At 70.1% G+C, this 14,850-nt stretch carries 17 protein-coding genes and 1 riboswitch; of the genes, 6 read left to right on the top strand and 11 right to left on the bottom strand.

Features of this window, described 5'->3' with window-relative positions:
• Positions 1-144 precede the first annotated feature (144 nt).
• Positions 145-714: a LytR C-terminal domain-containing protein gene (locus JOE46_RS22275; protein WP_097210142.1), complete on the bottom strand. Its 570-nt coding sequence runs from the start codon at positions 712-714 to the stop codon at positions 145-147.
• 38 nt (positions 715-752) lie between these two features.
• Positions 753-1,079: a DUF3263 domain-containing protein gene (locus JOE46_RS22270; RefSeq protein WP_027501275.1), complete on the bottom strand. Its 327-nt coding sequence runs from the start codon at positions 1,077-1,079 to the stop codon at positions 753-755.
• Positions 1,080-1,293: 214 nt separating this feature from the next.
• Between JOE46_RS22270 and JOE46_RS22265 the strand changes: the two genes are divergently transcribed.
• The 3 genes from JOE46_RS22265 (at position 1,294) to JOE46_RS22255 (ending at position 3,739) form a co-directional block, all read left to right on the top strand.
• Positions 1,294-1,884, top strand: coding sequence for a peptide deformylase (locus JOE46_RS22265; protein ID WP_077040530.1), 591 nt, complete (start codon positions 1,294-1,296; stop codon positions 1,882-1,884).
• Complete coding sequence (locus JOE46_RS22260) at positions 1,877-2,836, top strand: GNAT family N-acetyltransferase (protein WP_097210141.1); 960 nt, start codon at positions 1,877-1,879, stop codon at positions 2,834-2,836. The genes JOE46_RS22265 and JOE46_RS22260 overlap by 8 nt, the downstream gene beginning before the upstream one ends.
• 87 nt (positions 2,837-2,923) lie before the next feature.
• On the top strand, positions 2,924-3,739 hold the full coding sequence (locus JOE46_RS22255) for an exodeoxyribonuclease III (RefSeq protein ID WP_097210140.1): 816 nt from the start codon (positions 2,924-2,926) through the stop codon (positions 3,737-3,739).
• On the opposite strand, the gene JOE46_RS22250 is transcribed toward JOE46_RS22255, so the two are convergent.
• A complete protein-coding gene (locus tag JOE46_RS22250; protein WP_179800436.1) occupies positions 3,736-4,410 on the bottom strand; it encodes a hypothetical protein in 675 nt (224 codons plus the stop codon). The two genes, JOE46_RS22255 and JOE46_RS22250, sit on opposite strands and share 4 nt — an antisense overlap.
• A 191-nt stretch (positions 4,411-4,601) precedes the next feature.
• On the opposite strand from JOE46_RS22250, the gene JOE46_RS22245 reads away from it, so the two are divergent.
• Entirely contained in the window at positions 4,602-5,774 is a 1,173-nt protein-coding gene (locus JOE46_RS22245) for a class I SAM-dependent methyltransferase (RefSeq protein WP_257017023.1), read from the top strand.
• Between the two features lie 19 nt (positions 5,775-5,793).
• Here the strand turns inward: JOE46_RS22245 and JOE46_RS22240 are convergent, their stop codons facing one another.
• From JOE46_RS22240 to JOE46_RS22230, 3 genes are all read right to left on the bottom strand, one after another.
• Positions 5,794-6,447, bottom strand: a complete 654-nt coding sequence (locus tag JOE46_RS22240; RefSeq protein ID WP_097210139.1) for a hypothetical protein — start codon at positions 6,445-6,447, stop codon at positions 5,794-5,796.
• Positions 6,448-6,607: 160 nt separating this feature from the next.
• A complete protein-coding gene (locus JOE46_RS22235) occupies positions 6,608-6,934 on the bottom strand; it encodes a GNAT family N-acetyltransferase (RefSeq protein ID WP_097210138.1) in 327 nt (108 codons plus the stop codon).
• 199 nt (positions 6,935-7,133) lie between these two features.
• Positions 7,134-7,466 (bottom strand): GNAT family N-acetyltransferase, encoded by a 333-nt coding sequence (locus tag JOE46_RS22230; protein ID WP_097210137.1) that lies wholly within the window; start codon positions 7,464-7,466, stop codon positions 7,134-7,136.
• 155 nt (positions 7,467-7,621) lie between these two features.
• Positions 7,622-7,729, top strand: a riboswitch (TPP riboswitch).
• Between JOE46_RS22230 and thiC the strand changes: the two genes are divergently transcribed.
• Together thiC and thiD are read left to right on the top strand one after the other, a co-directional pair.
• The gene (thiC, locus tag JOE46_RS22225) at positions 7,721-9,412 is read left to right on the top strand and encodes a phosphomethylpyrimidine synthase ThiC (RefSeq protein ID WP_097210136.1); all 1,692 of its coding nucleotides are present in this window, start codon (positions 7,721-7,723) and stop codon (positions 9,410-9,412) included. Its footprint overlaps the riboswitch before it by 9 nt.
• Before the next feature lie 10 nt (positions 9,413-9,422).
• Positions 9,423-10,262, top strand: a complete 840-nt coding sequence (gene thiD / locus JOE46_RS22220; protein WP_097210135.1) for a bifunctional hydroxymethylpyrimidine kinase/phosphomethylpyrimidine kinase — start codon at positions 9,423-9,425, stop codon at positions 10,260-10,262.
• 57 nt (positions 10,263-10,319) lie between these two features.
• On the opposite strand, the gene JOE46_RS22215 is transcribed toward thiD, so the two are convergent.
• From JOE46_RS22215 to JOE46_RS22195, 5 genes are all read right to left on the bottom strand, one after another.
• Positions 10,320-10,499 (bottom strand): hypothetical protein, encoded by a 180-nt coding sequence (locus JOE46_RS22215; protein ID WP_027501286.1) that lies wholly within the window; start codon positions 10,497-10,499, stop codon positions 10,320-10,322.
• 45 nt (positions 10,500-10,544) lie between these two features.
• Positions 10,545-11,282, bottom strand: coding sequence for an adenylate/guanylate cyclase domain-containing protein (locus JOE46_RS22210; RefSeq protein ID WP_373560222.1), 738 nt, complete (start codon positions 11,280-11,282; stop codon positions 10,545-10,547).
• Between the two features lie 225 nt (positions 11,283-11,507).
• Positions 11,508-12,989 carry a M28 family peptidase gene (locus tag JOE46_RS22205; protein ID WP_097210133.1) on the bottom strand — a complete coding sequence of 494 codons (1,482 nt, stop codon included), beginning with the start codon at positions 12,987-12,989 and terminating at the stop codon, positions 11,508-11,510.
• A gap of 108 nt (positions 12,990-13,097) precedes the next feature.
• Positions 13,098-13,892 carry an ABC transporter permease gene (locus JOE46_RS22200; protein ID WP_097210132.1) on the bottom strand — a complete coding sequence of 265 codons (795 nt, stop codon included), beginning with the start codon at positions 13,890-13,892 and terminating at the stop codon, positions 13,098-13,100.
• On the bottom strand, positions 13,892-14,836 hold the full coding sequence (locus JOE46_RS22195; protein WP_097210131.1) for an ABC transporter ATP-binding protein: 945 nt from the start codon (positions 14,834-14,836) through the stop codon (positions 13,892-13,894). The genes JOE46_RS22200 and JOE46_RS22195 overlap by 1 nt, the downstream gene beginning before the upstream one ends.
• Positions 14,837-14,850: the final 14 nt, after the last annotated feature.

The raw sequence follows: 14,850 nt of genomic DNA, 5'->3' as shown, positions 1-14,850 counted from the left end.
GGGCGGGACGGCGTGCATTCTCGGCACCGCCGAGGTGCGAGTCGCGTCGGGTAAGCAGGGCCATCAAACCGCTCCTTCTAGATGGGCTGGCAGTGAACTGATCATAGACGCGCGCGCGGAACGGTTGTCCGCTGGTGCGTCCACCTAGGGCGCGGTGACGATCACGATGACGCCGGGCGACGCGCTCGTGATGCCGGGGAACCGTGGCTCGGCGGACACACCCAGCGTCGCGGCGATCTCCGTCGCGGCCGCCTTCTCCGCAGGCGACGAGGCCGAGTAGTAGACGGTGGTCGAGCTCACCGAGCCGTCGCTGTAGTTGCCGGTCTCGCCGACCGTCCAGCCGTCGGACTCGATGGTCCTGGCGGTCTGCGCGGCCAGGCCGCTGACCGTGCTGTTGTTGAGCACCCGGACCGACACGGCCGACTTGTCCAGCACCGGCGCCGTCGTGGTGGTGGCGGCAGCCGTGGTCGACGTGATCGCGGCGGGCGGCCTGGCCGAGGTGACCGCGGCAGGCGGCTTGGCGGAGGTGACCGAGGCGGCCCCGTTGCCCGCCGCCCGCGCCACGCTCGAGGTGGTCTCGGGCTGCTCCGACTCGGAATCGTTTCCGGACAGCGCCATGGCGCCGATACCGGCAAAGGCGATCGCGAGCGCAATCAGGACCATCGCGAACGCACGCAGCGGCGGTCCGCTCGGTGGCTGCTCAGGAGTGCTCACTCGAATGACCTTAGAGGCCGCGCCGCGTCCGCCGACACCTAGGTGATGTCGAATCCGAGGCGACGTGCGGCTCGCGCCTTCTGTCTACTCGCCCTCAGCCGGCGCAGTCGCTTGACCAACATCGGGTCGGCTGCGAGGGCCTCGGGGCGGTCGACCAGCGCGTTCAGCACCTGGTAATAGCGGGTGGCGGACATGTCGAAGAGTTCCTTGATGGCCTCTTCCTTGGCGCCCGCGTACTTCCACCACTGGCGCTCGAAGGACAGGATGTCGTGGTCGCGGCGGGTCAGTCCGTCCTCGCCGATCGCGTTCGCGTCCTGCGGGTCGGTCTGCTCGGAATTCCGGTTACGCGCCGCTGCCCCGTCCATCTCACTCCCTCAACTTCGAGCTCTCGCCCAACGCCACTGCTCTCGCGTGATGCATCGAAACCAAAGTTCCCCGACGACCCGGCTGGCTTCACGATTACCGGGCAACGAATTACATATCTGTTCTTCCGGGGATTATTCAACCATGATCCGCACGGGCGCGGCCTGGTTGCGGTGCTGGCGCGTCGCGTCCGGGCGCCCCACTATCCTTGCTCAAATGGCAATACTTCCGATCCGGATCGTGGGCGATCCGGTGCTCCATGAGCCCACGCGGCCCGTCACCGAATCGCCGGCGGAAATCGCCGAGCTGATCGCTGACATGTACGAGACGATGGACGTCGCGAACGGCGTCGGTCTGGCGGCGAACCAGGTGGGCGTCCCGATGCGACTGTTCGTCTACGACTGCCCCGACGTCGACGGCGACGGGAACTCGATCCGCCGTCGCGGCGCCGTGGTCAACCCGGTGCTCGAGACCTCGGAGATCCCCGAGACCATGCCGGACCCCGACGACGACGAGGAGGGCTGCCTCTCCGTTCCCGGCGAGCAGTTCCCGACCGGCCGCGCCGACTGGGCCAAGGTGACCGGCACCGAGGCCGACGGTTCGCCGGTGGAGATCGAGGGCACGGGGTTCTTCGCCCGGATGCTCCAGCACGAGGTCGGACACCTCGACGGATTCCTCTACGTCGACGTGCTTATCGGCCGCAACGCCAGGGCCGCGAAGAAGATCATCAAGCGCTCCGGTTGGGGCGTCCCGGGCAAGAGCTGGGTGCCGGGCACGGTCGAGGATCCCTTCGGCCACGATGACTGACATCGTGCTCGGTAGCCGGGTGGTGTTGCGATACGAATTGCCGCCCGGCTACCCGCAGCCCCTGACCGACATCATCGGGGAGTTGGTGTCGCTCACACCGGCCGTCGTGGTCCGCGCCCCGGACGGACGGGTGGTGCAGGTCGTCCCCGACAAGGTCGTCGCGCTCAAGTCGATCGGTGCCCGACCGATCCTGAGCCGGGAGATCCGCGCGCTCGAGCTGGCCGCCGCCGATGGCTGGCCCGGCCTGGAGCAGAGCTGGATCAACGGCTGGCTTGCCCGCTCCGGTGGCGGGTTCACAGGCCGCGCCAACTCGGCGTCTCCCCTCGGGAAGGCCGACCGGATCGGCGACCTCTACAGCGGCGACACCCTCGAGCGCCTGCAGAAGTGGTACGCCGACCGCGATCAGCCGCTGCGGCTGTTGCTGCCGGACCGCCTCGGCAACGCCCCCACCGACTGGGAGACCTCTGACGAGGTGCTGGTGATGGCCGCGGAGATCGCGAACCTCACGCTGCCCGAAGGCGATTCGCTGGTGACCGTGTCCGGCGAGCCGGACGATCAGTGGCTGCCGCTGTACGACCACAACGGGGCAAAGCTGCCGGACTGTGCCCCTGAGGTGCTCGGGTCCGTCCGCGACGGCGAGCTCGGCTTCGGCCGGCTCGGCAGCCCGAGCACCGAACTGCTCGCCATCGCGCGGGCCGCCGTGACCGAGGCGCCCGACGGCCGACGCTGGGTCGGACTGAGCGCGGTGGAGGTGGCGCCCGCCCACCGCAGGCGCGGGCTCGGGATGCTGATCTGCGCGGAGATGATCCGCTGGGGCCGCGACCGGGGCGCGACGCACGCGTACATCCAGGTGGTGGCCGACAACGAGGCGGCGATCGCCCTGTACCGCACGATGGGGATGCTCGACCATCACCGGTACCGCTACGCGGCGGCACCCGGCACCGCCTGGTAGCCGCACGAGCCCGCACGAACGACGGCGCCCTCCGGACCCACAGGGGGGCGCCGTCGTCGTCGCCGCCGTCGCACTAGGCTGCCTCGAATGCGATTGGCGACGTGGAATGTGAACTCGGTCCGGGCCCGCACCGATCGGGTCGTGGACTGGCTGGTGCGTACCGACACCGACGTGCTGGCGATCCAGGAAACCAAGTGCCGTGACGACCAGTTCCCGACGGAACGATTCACCGAGCTCGGCTACGAGGTGGCCCACGTCGGGCTGAGCCAGTGGAACGGCGTCGCGATCATCTCCCGTGTCGGGCTCGAGGACGTGCAGGTCGGCTTCGAGGGGCAGCCGGGCTTCGCCAAGCCCGCGGCGGACAGCCTGGACATCGCGACCCCGGTCGTCGAGGCCAGGGCCATCGGCGCCACCTGTGGCGGGGTCCGGGTGTGGAGCCTGTACGTGCCGAACGGGCGCGAGCTCAGCGACCCGCACTACGAATACAAGCTGGACTGGCTGGCCACCCTGCGCGACGACGCCGCGAAGTGGGTGGCGCAGGACCCGACCGCCCAGATCGCGCTGGTCGGCGACTGGAACGTGGCACCGACCGACGAGGACGTCTGGGACCCGGCGCTGTTCGAGGGCAAGACGCACACCTCGCAGCCCGAACGCGACGCCTTCGACGCCTTCCAGGACGCGGGCTTCGTCGACGTCGCCCGCCCGTTCACCCCCGGCCCCGGCGTCTACACGTACTGGGACTACACGCAGCTCCGGTTCCCGAAGCGTCAGGGCATGCGGATCGACTTCGTCCTCGGCTCCCCCGCACTGGCCGAACGGGTCTCCGGTGCGTCCATCGACCGCGAGGAGCGCAAGGGCAAGGGCGCCAGCGACCACGCCCCGGTCGTGGTCGAGCTGGACTAGCCGGAGACGCGGCGAGCGCGCAGCAGTTCGGCGGCCAGCCACAGCGCGCCCGCCGCCACCAGCACCCCGTGGGCGACGCGCATCCACGGGCTGCCGAAGAACTGCGGGATGAACAGGGCGAACCCGACCGCGAGCGGGACCCCGCTCCATCGGGCCAGCACCCCGGACCGCCAGATCCCCACCGCCGCGGCGACCGCGCCCGCGGCGACCAGCAGCAACCCGACCGTGAACATGGTCATCTGGGTGCCGCCGCCGCGCACGCCGTCGACCAGGTCGAGCAGCTCCGGCGTCCCGTCCGCGACCGCGCGCCCGCCGATCGCATGCAGGCCGAAGTCCTCGGCGCCGTAGTAGGGCAGGGTCAGGCCGACCCCGACCCAGGTCAGCACGGTCGCGGCGATGCCGGCACGGTCCCCCTCGGTGCCGCGGAGGATCTCCCGTAGCGCCTGCACTGCGAGGCCGAGCAGCAGGAACCCGATCATCCCGAAGAAGTGCGCCGAGACCCAGGCGCCGGACGCGTAGGCCCGCGCGCCGTCCATGGTGGCCTGGTTCAGGTAGTCCGAGTAGGGCCGGACCGCGGGGTAGAGCAGGAACAGCACCCCCGCCACACCGAACAACGCCGCCGCCGCGATCCGTGCGCGATCGGTGCCCACCCTCTGTGCCGTGTCGATCATGCTTGCCTCCTCCAATAACGAGAGCGGCGCTCTCTCTTATGAGCAGTGTTCACCAACGCGCGGGAGAAAACAAGAGCAGTGCTCTCAAATTTCGGGCGCTCCCCCGCCCGGTCTACGATTCATCCACCGTGTCCGCCCGGTCCGGGCGTGCTTCGCAGGCGTCGCGCCGCCCCCATCGCTAGGAGTCCGCCGTGGAGACCCCGCGCGATCAGCCCGACCGCACCGAGGTCGAATGGTTCGAGGCGGGCGAACGCCACGCTGCGCCGTGGCGGTCCAACAGCAGTGTCAAGCCGCCGAAGACGGTCGAGACCTTCGGCGACGAGCTCCGCGCCGACGATGCGATGCGGCTCGCGTCGGAGGGCACCGCGATCCTCTGGCGCGGCGACTTCCTCGGCGCCCGGCAGCTACTCGACGCACTCAAGCGCCGGCTCGACCGGCAGCAGGTCAAGCCCGATCCCGACCTCGCCGTGACCTTTCACCGGCATCGGCAGGCCAGGGCGCACCGCACCCGCATCCTGAGCATGGTCCTGATCGAGCTCGGCACGGACTTCGGCATCGACCTCCGCCGCGCTCCCGACATCAGGGACGCGTGCCGGGAGGCGTACGGCGAGGCGACCGAGCCGAGTGTGGCCTCCCTGCAGGAGCTGCTCGGGGCGGTGGGCGCGCACGAGTGGCGGCGGCGCGGCGTGCTGGTCCCCGCCCTCGGGGCGCGGATCCACCCGCACTACGGCGTGTTCGCCCCCACCAGGAACGAGTACGTCGACCTGGTCGCGGAGGCGCAGTTACCCACTCCGGGAACGGCGTTCGACCTCGGCACAGGGACCGGCGTGCTGGCCGCCGTGCTGGCACGTCGGGGCGTCGGGCGGGTGGTGGCCACGGACATCGAGCCCCGCGCGGTGGCCTGCGCGACCGACAATCTGCAGCGGCTCGGGCTCGCCGACCGGGTGGAGGTGGTCCGCACCGACGTGTACCCGGCAGGCGCGGCCGACCTGGTGGTGTGCAACCCGCCGTGGGTGCCCGCCGCCCCGACGTCCTCGATCGAGCTGGGCGTGTTCGACCGCAAGGGGCACATGCTCACCGAGTTCATCCGGGGCCTGCCGGATCATCTCAACCCCGGCGGCGAGGGCTGGCTGGTGCTCTCCGACCTGGCCGAGCGACTCGGGCTGCGCACGCGGGCACAGCTGACGGACCAGTTCGAGCAGGCGGGCCTGACGGTGCTGGGCCGCACCGACACCCGGCCTCGGCACCCGCGCGCGAGCGGCGCCCGCCCCGAGGGACGCGGAACGGGCGGACGCGACCCGCTGGCCGCCGTCCGTGCTGCTGAGGTGGTCTCGCTCTGGCGACTCGCGGTCCGCGCGCACTGACGCGCAGACCGGCGATCACCTAGCGGACGAGCTCCCTGACCAGGCCGTCCGCGCAACCGCCCGCGAAGCCGGTCACCGCACCCGAGGCGGCACCCGCGGCCACCCCGCCGACCAGCCCGGCCGGCCCCGCGGCCACGCCCGCGGCGGACGCCGCGGTCACAGCGCCGGACAGCGCTCCCGCGATCGCGGGCTTCACCCCGGACTTCACGCACTCCTCGGCGAAGGCACCGGCCTGGTTGACGACCTCCGTGGCCACCACGACCCCGGCGTCGATCGCGGTGTCCACGACCGCCGACACGACCTTGCCGCCCTCGGCAATGGAGTAGGTGATGCCCTGCACTGCGCCGTCGACCTCGATACGCACCGGAAGGTTCTCCAGCACGCGGCCCGCCTCGTTCACTGCGGCGATGGCGTTCGTCTGGGTGTCTCGGACGAACCGTCCGGACTCGAGCTTGATCTGCGCGGTACTCGCCTCGACCTGGGTCGCGACGAACTTGGCGAACTCCCGGATCGGGCCCGCCTGCGCGGGCGGCGCGACGGCCACCGATGCGAGCGCGAACCCCGCGACGCCGAGCGCGACGACCAGCGAGGCCGTCCCCGCCCTGACATCGGCCGAGATCCCGGCCACCGACCCGCCCTTGGCGCTCTCGGACACGGCAGCAACGATCGTCATTCTTCCCCCAGTTACACGGCGCGTCGATACGCGAAGCGATGAGATGACGCCCGCCACGCGGTGCCGGGGGAAGCCGAAATCTGTTTCGGATCCACGTTTTCCGGCCCCGACCGCGACGGGTCAGGGGAAGCATAGGGTCAGTGCCGCTCTCCGTGTCGGACTACGGCGAATTCGGGGTCGGAGTGAAGTCCTCGTCGACGATCAGGTCCAGTTCCTCGGGGTGGGCGCCCAGGTAGCGCTGCACATACGTGCAGACCGGCTGCAACCGCCAGCCGCGTTCCCTCGACAGCGCCAGCACGTCACCGACCAGCACGGCGGCCCAGCCGCGACCGCCGTATTCCTCTTTGACGACCGTGTGCATGAGCGCGACCACCTCCCCGCGGCCGCCCGTGAACTCGGTCGACTCCCCTCCGCCGCGATAGCCGAGGATTCCGATCAGTTCGTCACCGACCCAGAGGTCGAAGCGGGCGTGCGAGGGGTTGTCCATGACGCGCGCGAGCGCCGGGTTCGCAAGGACAGGGGCGGGCGCAGTCACCACCGCTGCCGGGACGGGAGGTCGCTTGAAGATGTGAGACACCTCACCATGGAAGCAGTCCCGCCCCGGCCCGGTCGCCCGATTTGGGGCCGATGGTGCGATTTGTTGCCCAGTCACCATCGAATCGTGGCCGAATCGGCACCCGAAGTTCTCACACGGGGACGATGAGGTCCCGGTACTCGGGGTTGTCCGCGACGAATCGCTGGAGATAGGTGCAAACCGGCCGGATCTTCCAGCCGTAGCCCCGCGCGGCGTCGAGGGACCGGCGCACCATCACCGCGGCGAGTCCCCGGTGACCGAAGTCCTCGACGATCACTGTGTGCATGAACGAGACCACCGGCGTCGCGGCCGAGGACCGCTTCGCGCTCCGTGTGTCCAAGTCGTAATAACCGAGAATGCCGACGAGGTCCCCGTTGAGCCTCAGCTCGAACCGGTTCTGACCTGCATTGTTCGTCACCTCTGCCGTCGGCGATTCCGTGATCATGTGCCCGTCTCCTTGCCCGATCCGTAATCACAATGTGATTTCCGCCACTATAGGCACGCCGGTCGCTCCTGCGCCCCGATTTGCGCCAAGAAATCTCCGCGGCCCGCCCGCGCTCGCCCGCTCACGCGCTGTGCCCTAGGGTCGTGCCCGACAACTACACAACCCACGGGGGCTCGCACCAGCGGGCTGAGAGGACGGCTAGGGCCGTCGACCGTTGAACCTGACCGGGTAATGCCGGCGTAGGGAGAGCACGCATGAGGGACACCTCTGTTTCCGGAACCACCGTCACCACCGGCCCCATCGAGGGCAGCAGCAAGCAGTACCTGACCGTCGACGGCCTGTCCGTGCCGGTCCGCCGGGTCCACCTGACCAACGGCGAACACCTCGACCTGTACGACACCTCCGGCCCGTACACCGACGCGCGGGCAACCATCGACCTCGAGGCCGGTCTCGCGAAGACCCGTGACGACTGGGCCAAGCCCGATCCAGTCGATCTCGGCGGCACCAGCCGCAGCGGCGGACCCAATCTCGCGCGCACCCAGCTGGCCTGGGCCCGGGCCGGGATCATCACCAGGGAGATGCGCTATTGCGCTGCCCGCGAAGGTGTTTCGGCTGAGATCGTGCGCGAGGAGGTGGCCGCCGGACGGGCCGTCATCCCCGCGAACCACAAGCATCCCGAGTCCGAACCGATGATCATCGGCAAGCGATTCCTGGTGAAGATCAACGCGAACATCGGGAACTCCGCGGTCACCTCCTCCATCGCCGAGGAGGTCGAGAAGATGGTCTGGGCCACCCGATGGGGCGCGGACAACATCATGGACCTGTCCACCGGCAAGGACATCCACCAGACCCGCGAGTGGATCCTGCGCAACTCGCCCGTGCCGGTGGGCACCGTGCCGATCTACCAGGCACTGGAAAAGGTCAACGGCGACCCGACCGCGCTGACGTGGGAGATTTACCGCGACACCGTGATCGAGCAGTGTGAGCAGGGCGTGGACTACATGACCGTGCACGCCGGGGTGCTGCTGCGGTACGTGCCGCTGACCGCCAAGCGGGTCACCGGGATCGTCTCGCGCGGCGGCTCCATCATGGCGGCCTGGTGCCTGGCCCATCACCGAGAGTCGTTCCTGTACACACACTTCGAGGAACTCTGCGAGATCCTGCGCGAGTACGACGTGACCTTCTCGCTCGGCGACGGGCTGCGCCCCGGGTCCATCGCGGACGCCAACGACGAGGCCCAGTTCGCCGAGCTGCGGACCCTCGGCGAACTGACCAAGATCGCGAAATCCCATGGTGTGCAGGTGATGATCGAGGGCCCTGGCCACGTCCCGATGCACAAGATCGTGGAGAACGTCCGGCTCGAGGAGGAGCTGTGCGAGGAGGCGCCGTTCTACACCCTCGGCCCGCTCGCCACCGACATCGCGCCCGCCTACGACCACATCACATCGGCGATCGGCGCGGCCATGATCGCGCAGGCAGGCACCGCGATGCTCTGCTACGTGACACCGAAGGAACACCTCGGCCTGCCCAACCGGGACGACGTGAAGGTCGGCGTCATCACGTACAAGATCGCCGCGCACGCCGCCGATCTCGCCAAGCAGCACCCGCGGGCCCAGGAGCGCGACGACGCGCTGTCGAGGGCGCGCTTCGAGTTCCGCTGGCGCGACCAGTTCGCGCTCTCGCTGGACCCGGACACCGCCCGCGAGTACCACGACGAGACCCTGCCCGCGGAGCCGGCGAAGACCGCGCACTTCTGCTCGATGTGCGGGCCGAAGTTCTGCTCCATGCGGATCTCGGCGGACGTGCGCGAGTACGCCGAACAGAACGGGCTCGAAACGCAGGAGGACATCGACCGGATGATCGCCAACGGCATGGCGGAGAAATCCTCGGAATTCGCGGACCGCGGCAACCAGGTCTATCTGCCCGTCGTTCCGGCCGGTGGATAGGCTCTCACGCGTGAAGTTGCTGCCCCTGACCCCGGACGGACAGACCCCGATCCGCGTCCTCACCATCGCCGGAACCGACTCCGGCGGCGGTGCGGGCATCCAGGCCGACTCCCGCACGATGGCCATGTGCGGTGTGCACGCCTGCGTCGCCGTCGCCGCGGTGACGGTGCAGAACTCGGTCGGGGTCAGCGGCTTCCACGAGATCCCGCCGCAGATCGTCGCCGACCAGGTGCGATCGGTGGTCGGCGACATCGGGGTCGGGGCGGCCAAGACCGGGATGCTCGCGTCCACCGCGATCATCGATGCCGTCGCGGAGGTCTGCGGCGAGGTGGGCATCGGGCGCGGGCATGCGGTGCCACTGGTCGTCGACCCGGTGTGCGCATCCATGCACGGCGACCCCCTGCTGCACGCCGAGGCGCTCGACGCGGTCCGGCACACCCTGATCCCGATCGCCTCGCTGGTGACGCCGAACCTGGACGAGGTCCGGCTCATCACCGGGATCGACGTGGTCGACGACACCTCCGCCCGTCGGGCGGCCGAGGCGCTGCACGGGCTCGGGGCGCAGTGGTCGCTGGTCAAGGGCGGGCACCTGCGCACCTCGACCTCGAGCACCGACCTGCTCTTCGACGGCGACGTCTTCCACGAGTTCACCAGCCCGCGGATCGACACCGGGAACGATCACGGCGGCGGGGACACCCTGGCCGCGGCGATCGCGTGCGCGCTGGCGAACGGGTACCCGATGCCCGAGGCCGTCGCGTTCGGCAAGGAGTGGGTGACGCGATGCCTGGCCGCGTCGTACGACCTGGGCGCGGGCCACGGTCCGGTCTCCCCGCTCTGGCGCCTGCACTGACACGTCTGTGCGCGTCGCCCCTCCCGAACCGGGGCGACGCGCACAGCACGCGCAACGTCAGCGCGAGTAGTCCCGGAAGGTCATGACGCCCCCGACCAGGACCACCAACACCGCGAGGATGTAGACCGTGACGCGGAACCAAGCCGGCCCGTAGTAACTGACCACCATCGAGGCACCGAGCGCCGCGAGAATCATCACCACCCCGTAAAAGGGTGTGCGTTGCTCCCTGTCAACCATTCATCCAGTGTCCGCCGACGGCGCCACGGGTGGCAATGCCCGACCTCATCGCGCCTGGACGGTGAAGATGCGCAGGCCATCCGGGACCCCGCGCATCGGGGCTGCGAACAGCCCCCGCCGGTAGGGCTTGGCCGCGGCGCGCAGGTCCGCGAGGAACCCAGGCTGGAGCGCCGCCAGCGTGGTCTCGGAGACGATGACGTTGCCGTCCCCGCCGAGTTCCATCATGCGGGCGGCCACGTTCACGTCCACGCCGAGCCAGTCGGACGCCATCTGCCGGGGCGACCCGGTGTGCACACCGATCCGCATCCGCGGCCGGTAGCCCTCGACCTCCACCTCCGCGAGCTGGGCACGGGCGGCGAACATCGCCTCGACGGCGCGGTCCGGCCGGGCGAAGACCGCCATCAGCCCGTCGCCCATCCGTTTGACCACCTGGCCGCCGCGGTCGACGATCGGCGTCTCGACCGCCTTCGCGACCTCCCGCAGCAGCTCGAGGGTCACCTCGTCCCCCGCGCCGAGCGACCAGCTCGAGAATCCGATCAGATCGGTGAAGACGATGGTCACCTCGCGGGGGCCGCGACCGCGACCGGTCCGCTCGAGCAGCGCCTGCCACACCTGGAGCGCACCGAGGCTCACCTCGCGGGAGGCACCGGGGCCGTCGTCGAGGAACCGGTCCGCCGCCCTGGCCATCGCCCGCACGCCGCCGGGTCCCGCCGTGGACAGCGGATCGCCGAAGGACGGGTCGCCCGGCAGTGCCCGGCGGATCCTGCGGAACGCGTCGACCACCTGCGGTCTGGTGTTGACCCCGCGGACCCACCGGGCGACGGCCTCGGGCCTGCCGCGTCGCGCAGGCGCGGAGCCCGCGGAGCGCCCAGGCGAGGAGCCCGCGGAGCGCCCAGATGCAGAGCCGGCGGCGTCGCGTTCGCTCGCGTCGTCGGGGTCGCCGCCCGAGGTCGAGGGGTCCTCAGTCACAGGCCAAAGTGTAACTCAGAGTCACAGATACTATCGGGATCATTGTCCGGCACCCTCCCGAGCCTTCGCCCGGTCCGCCCGGGCGGGAACCCCGTCCGGGCCATCGACGGAGTTCGCGTAGGTACCGACGCCGAACGCCACCGCCGCCGCGTTCTGCGCCAGCGCCGCCCGGTCCACGTTCGCCAGGGTGTCCTCCGGCGAGTGGTAGCCGGGATCGAAGGTCTCGCCCGCCGTACCGCCCCACTTCAGTGCCTGCTCCTCGGACTTGCGGTCGTCCGCCCCGCTGTCAACCCCACCGGACGGAATCCCCATCTCGATGAACGGGCCGTAGTCGGATCGTCCGTCGAAATCGGTTCCGTCCGCCACGATCCCGCGCCAGGCGAGGTAGCCGCCCAGGGTTCGCTCGATCGCGTCGGAACCCTGCGGTCCAGGTCCGGCGCCCTCCCGGTCGGAATCGTCGCCGTCGAGGGTGAAGTACCCCGCGTTCCGCGAGCCGAGCATGTCGAAGTTCAGGTACAGCGCGATGTCCTCGCGTTCACCCTCGTCGAGCCCCTCGGCGTACCGCTCCGATCCGACCAGGCCCAGTTCCTCCGCGCCCCACCAGGCGAAGCGCACCGCGTTCGTCACGTTCGGCGCGCTGCCCAGCCGCAGCGCGGTCTCGAGCACCGCGGCCGACCCGGAGCCGTTGTCGTTGATCCCCGGGCCCTTCTCGACGCTGTCCAGGTGCGCGCCGACCAGCACCACGTTCTCCGTCGACCCGGTCGTGGTCTGCGCGATCACGTTTCGGCTCGTGGCGGCCTCGGTGACCGCCTCCAGCTTCAGCGACAGCTCCGGTGCGGCCGCGACCGCCGGACCCTCGGAGCCCGGCACGCTCACGGCGGGGATCCGCGGGTCCGTGTCCTCCCCCAGCGTGCCGCCTGCCAGCGGGCCGTCCTCGTTGTTGAACACGACGATGGCGACGGCGCCGCGATCGGCGGCCATCTGCTCCTTCGCCGAGAAGGGGCAGACCCCGCGCCGGACCACCACGATGGCGCCGGCGGCGTCGCGCCCGTCGTAGTCGGTCGCCTCGCAGCCGGGGCTGCCGTCGTCCGGCAGGGCGAGGGTCCGCGCCGTGATCCCCTCCGGCGGCGTCGGCGGCGAGTACTCCAGGGTGCCGGCGGTGAACTGGCGGTCACCCGCCCGCAGTTCCACCGGCCCGGCGATGAAGCGGTCCACATCGAACTCGGGGGTGGACACCTCGAAGCCCGCGTCCCGGAGCCGGTCGGCGACGTAGTCGACGCTGGCGTCGTAGCCCGCGGTCCCCGCGGCCCGGTTGCCCCCGTTGTCCGTGGCGATCCGCTCGAGCGCCTCCATGTGCGCGGCGACGGCGTCGCCACCGACGGCGGCCGCCAGCGACTGCCCGTCGACCGGCGGTGCGGGAGGCGACTGCTCCTCGTCCCGTCCGCACCCGGACACCAGCGCGATCCCGGCCAGCATCGCGGCGGTAGATGCTCCGACCCGTGCCCGAATGGACTGTCGCATTTGCCGAGCGTACTGCTCGCGAGCGGCGGATCGACCCCAAAACACACGTGCGCGCCCGGTACCCGAAATCGGGTACCGGGCGCGCACGCTCGTGGTGTGGCCGCGGATTCAGGCGTCGCGGCGGTTCACGGTGAACAGGGCGAGTCCGAAGATCACCGCGACGAAGGCCGCGAAGTACGCCAGGCTGCCCCACGGTCCCCAGTGGAAATCGACGCCCTGCGGCGCACCGAGGAAGTTGTTCGCGTTCATGAAGGGGAGGAACGGCTTGATGTTCTCGCCGAACCGCCCGAACAGGCCGAACAAGTTCTCGACCAGCAGCGGCCAGAGCAGCAGCAGCGCGATGGCGCCGGCCGACTGCCGGAGCAGGGTACCGACCGCGACGGCGAGCACCACGCACAGGAAGGCGTAGATCGGCACGCCGTAGATCGCCCGCCAGGCCTCGGAGCCGGACAGCTTCAGCGCCGCACCCGCGTCGGATCCCGCCGTCGCCTTGGCGATCGCGTAAGCGCCGAAGGTGAGCAAGAAGGTGAGCAGCGCACCGAAGCCGCCGATCAGGCCGGCCTTGGTGATCAGCACCGAATCGCGCTTCGGCACGGCCTGGAAGGTGGTGCGGATTATGCCGAACCGGTACTCGCTCGTCACCGCGAGGGCCGCGAGGATCATCAGGATCAGCACGCCGAACCCGGACACCCCGCCGACCGCGTCCGCGAGCGTGGGCAGGAAGGGCTCGAAGTCGGGCTTGTCGCCCTTCGCGACCTCGTCCACGAAGGCGTTGTAGCTCGCCTTGGCGCTCAGCCCGATCACCGCGGCCAGGCCGAGGCCGAGCGCGATGATCGCGACGGTGCACCACCACGGCGACCGGGTCGAGGTGAGCTTGATCCGTTCTGCGTTCACGACACCCATCAGAGCGCCCCTCCCATCACTTCGTCGATGCCTGCGGCGTGGTACTGCACGTCGTCCCCCGTCAGTTTCATGAAGGCGTCCTCCAGGGACCCCTGCTGGGCGGCCAACTCGTGCAAGACGATTCCCTGGCCGCCTGCGATCTGGCCGACGACGTCGGTGGTCGCCTCGAGCACGATGAGCGCCCCACCGAGCTCCGAGGTGCCGTCCTCGCGGACCGTGAGCCCCTGCGAGGTCAGCGCGCTCCGAAGCGCATCCAGCTGGGGGCTGCGCACCCGCACGGTCGATTCGGACGACCGGTCGACGAACTGCTTGACGGTCGTATCGGCGATCAGGCGTCCCCGGCCGATCACCACGAGATGCTCGGCGGTGAGCGCCATCTCGGAGAGCAGGTGGCTGGACACCAGCACGGTGCGTCCCTCAGCCGCCAAGCGCTGCATGAACTTTCGGATCCAGACGATGCCCTCGGGGTCGAGCCCGTTCACCGGCTCGTCGAACAGCAGGACCTTCGGGTCACCGAGCAGGGTGGCAGCAAGTCCGAGCCGCTGGGACATGCCGAGCGAGAACCCGCCTGCCTTCTTGCCCGCGACCTCGGTCAGGCCGACCAGCCGCAGCACCTCGTCGACCCGGGACATCGGGATCCCGTTGGATGCCGCCATCCACTGCAGGTGCGCCTTCGCGGACCTGTTGGGGTGCACCCACTTCGCGTCCAGCAGCGCGCCGACGGTCCGGAGCGGCTGCTTCAGGTCGTGGTACCGCTTGCCATCGATCAGCGCGGTTCCCGCGGTCGGCCGGTCGAGGCCGAGGATCATCCGCATCGTCGTGGACTTGCCGGCACCGTTCGGTCCCAGGAATCCGGTCACCATGCCGGGCTGAACCGTGAAGGTCAGGTCTTCGACCGCCTTCGTGGGCCCGAACTCTTTCGTCAAACCCCTCACTTCAATCATGACGTGAAGGATTC

The organism is Rhodococcus sp. PvR099, assembly GCF_017833315.1.
Classification (GTDB): Bacteria; Actinomycetota; Actinomycetes; order Mycobacteriales; family Mycobacteriaceae; genus Rhodococcus_G; species Rhodococcus_G oryzae.
Note: the sequence above shows the minus strand (reverse complement) of the source record. Positions and strands in the feature narration are given on the sequence as shown.

Coding starts and splice junctions, on each gene's coding strand:
- JOE46_RS22200 (WP_097210132.1), bottom strand. CDS start 13,892: ATGGGTGTCGTGAACGCAGAACGGATCAAGCTCACCTCGACCCGGTCG.
- JOE46_RS22205 (WP_097210133.1), bottom strand. CDS start 12,989: ATGCGACAGTCCATTCGGGCACGGGTCGGAGCATCTACCGCCGCGATG.
- JOE46_RS22195 (WP_097210131.1), bottom strand. CDS start 14,836: ATGATTGAAGTGAGGGGTTTGACGAAAGAGTTCGGGCCCACGAAGGCG.
- JOE46_RS22270 (WP_027501275.1), bottom strand. CDS start 1,079: ATGGACGGGGCAGCGGCGCGTAACCGGAATTCCGAGCAGACCGACCCG.
- JOE46_RS22265 (WP_077040530.1), top strand. CDS start 1,294: ATGGCAATACTTCCGATCCGGATCGTGGGCGATCCGGTGCTCCATGAG.
- JOE46_RS22235 (WP_097210138.1), bottom strand. CDS start 6,934: ATGGACAACCCCTCGCACGCCCGCTTCGACCTCTGGGTCGGTGACGAA.
- JOE46_RS22250 (WP_179800436.1), bottom strand. CDS start 4,410: ATGATCGACACGGCACAGAGGGTGGGCACCGATCGCGCACGGATCGCG.
- JOE46_RS22240 (WP_097210139.1), bottom strand. CDS start 6,447: ATGACGATCGTTGCTGCCGTGTCCGAGAGCGCCAAGGGCGGGTCGGTG.
- JOE46_RS22260 (WP_097210141.1), top strand. CDS start 1,877: ATGACTGACATCGTGCTCGGTAGCCGGGTGGTGTTGCGATACGAATTG.
- thiC (WP_097210136.1), top strand. CDS start 7,721: ATGAGGGACACCTCTGTTTCCGGAACCACCGTCACCACCGGCCCCATC.
- JOE46_RS22230 (WP_097210137.1), bottom strand. CDS start 7,466: ATGATCACGGAATCGCCGACGGCAGAGGTGACGAACAATGCAGGTCAG.
- JOE46_RS22215 (WP_027501286.1), bottom strand. CDS start 10,499: ATGGTTGACAGGGAGCAACGCACACCCTTTTACGGGGTGGTGATGATT.
- JOE46_RS22255 (WP_097210140.1), top strand. CDS start 2,924: ATGCGATTGGCGACGTGGAATGTGAACTCGGTCCGGGCCCGCACCGAT.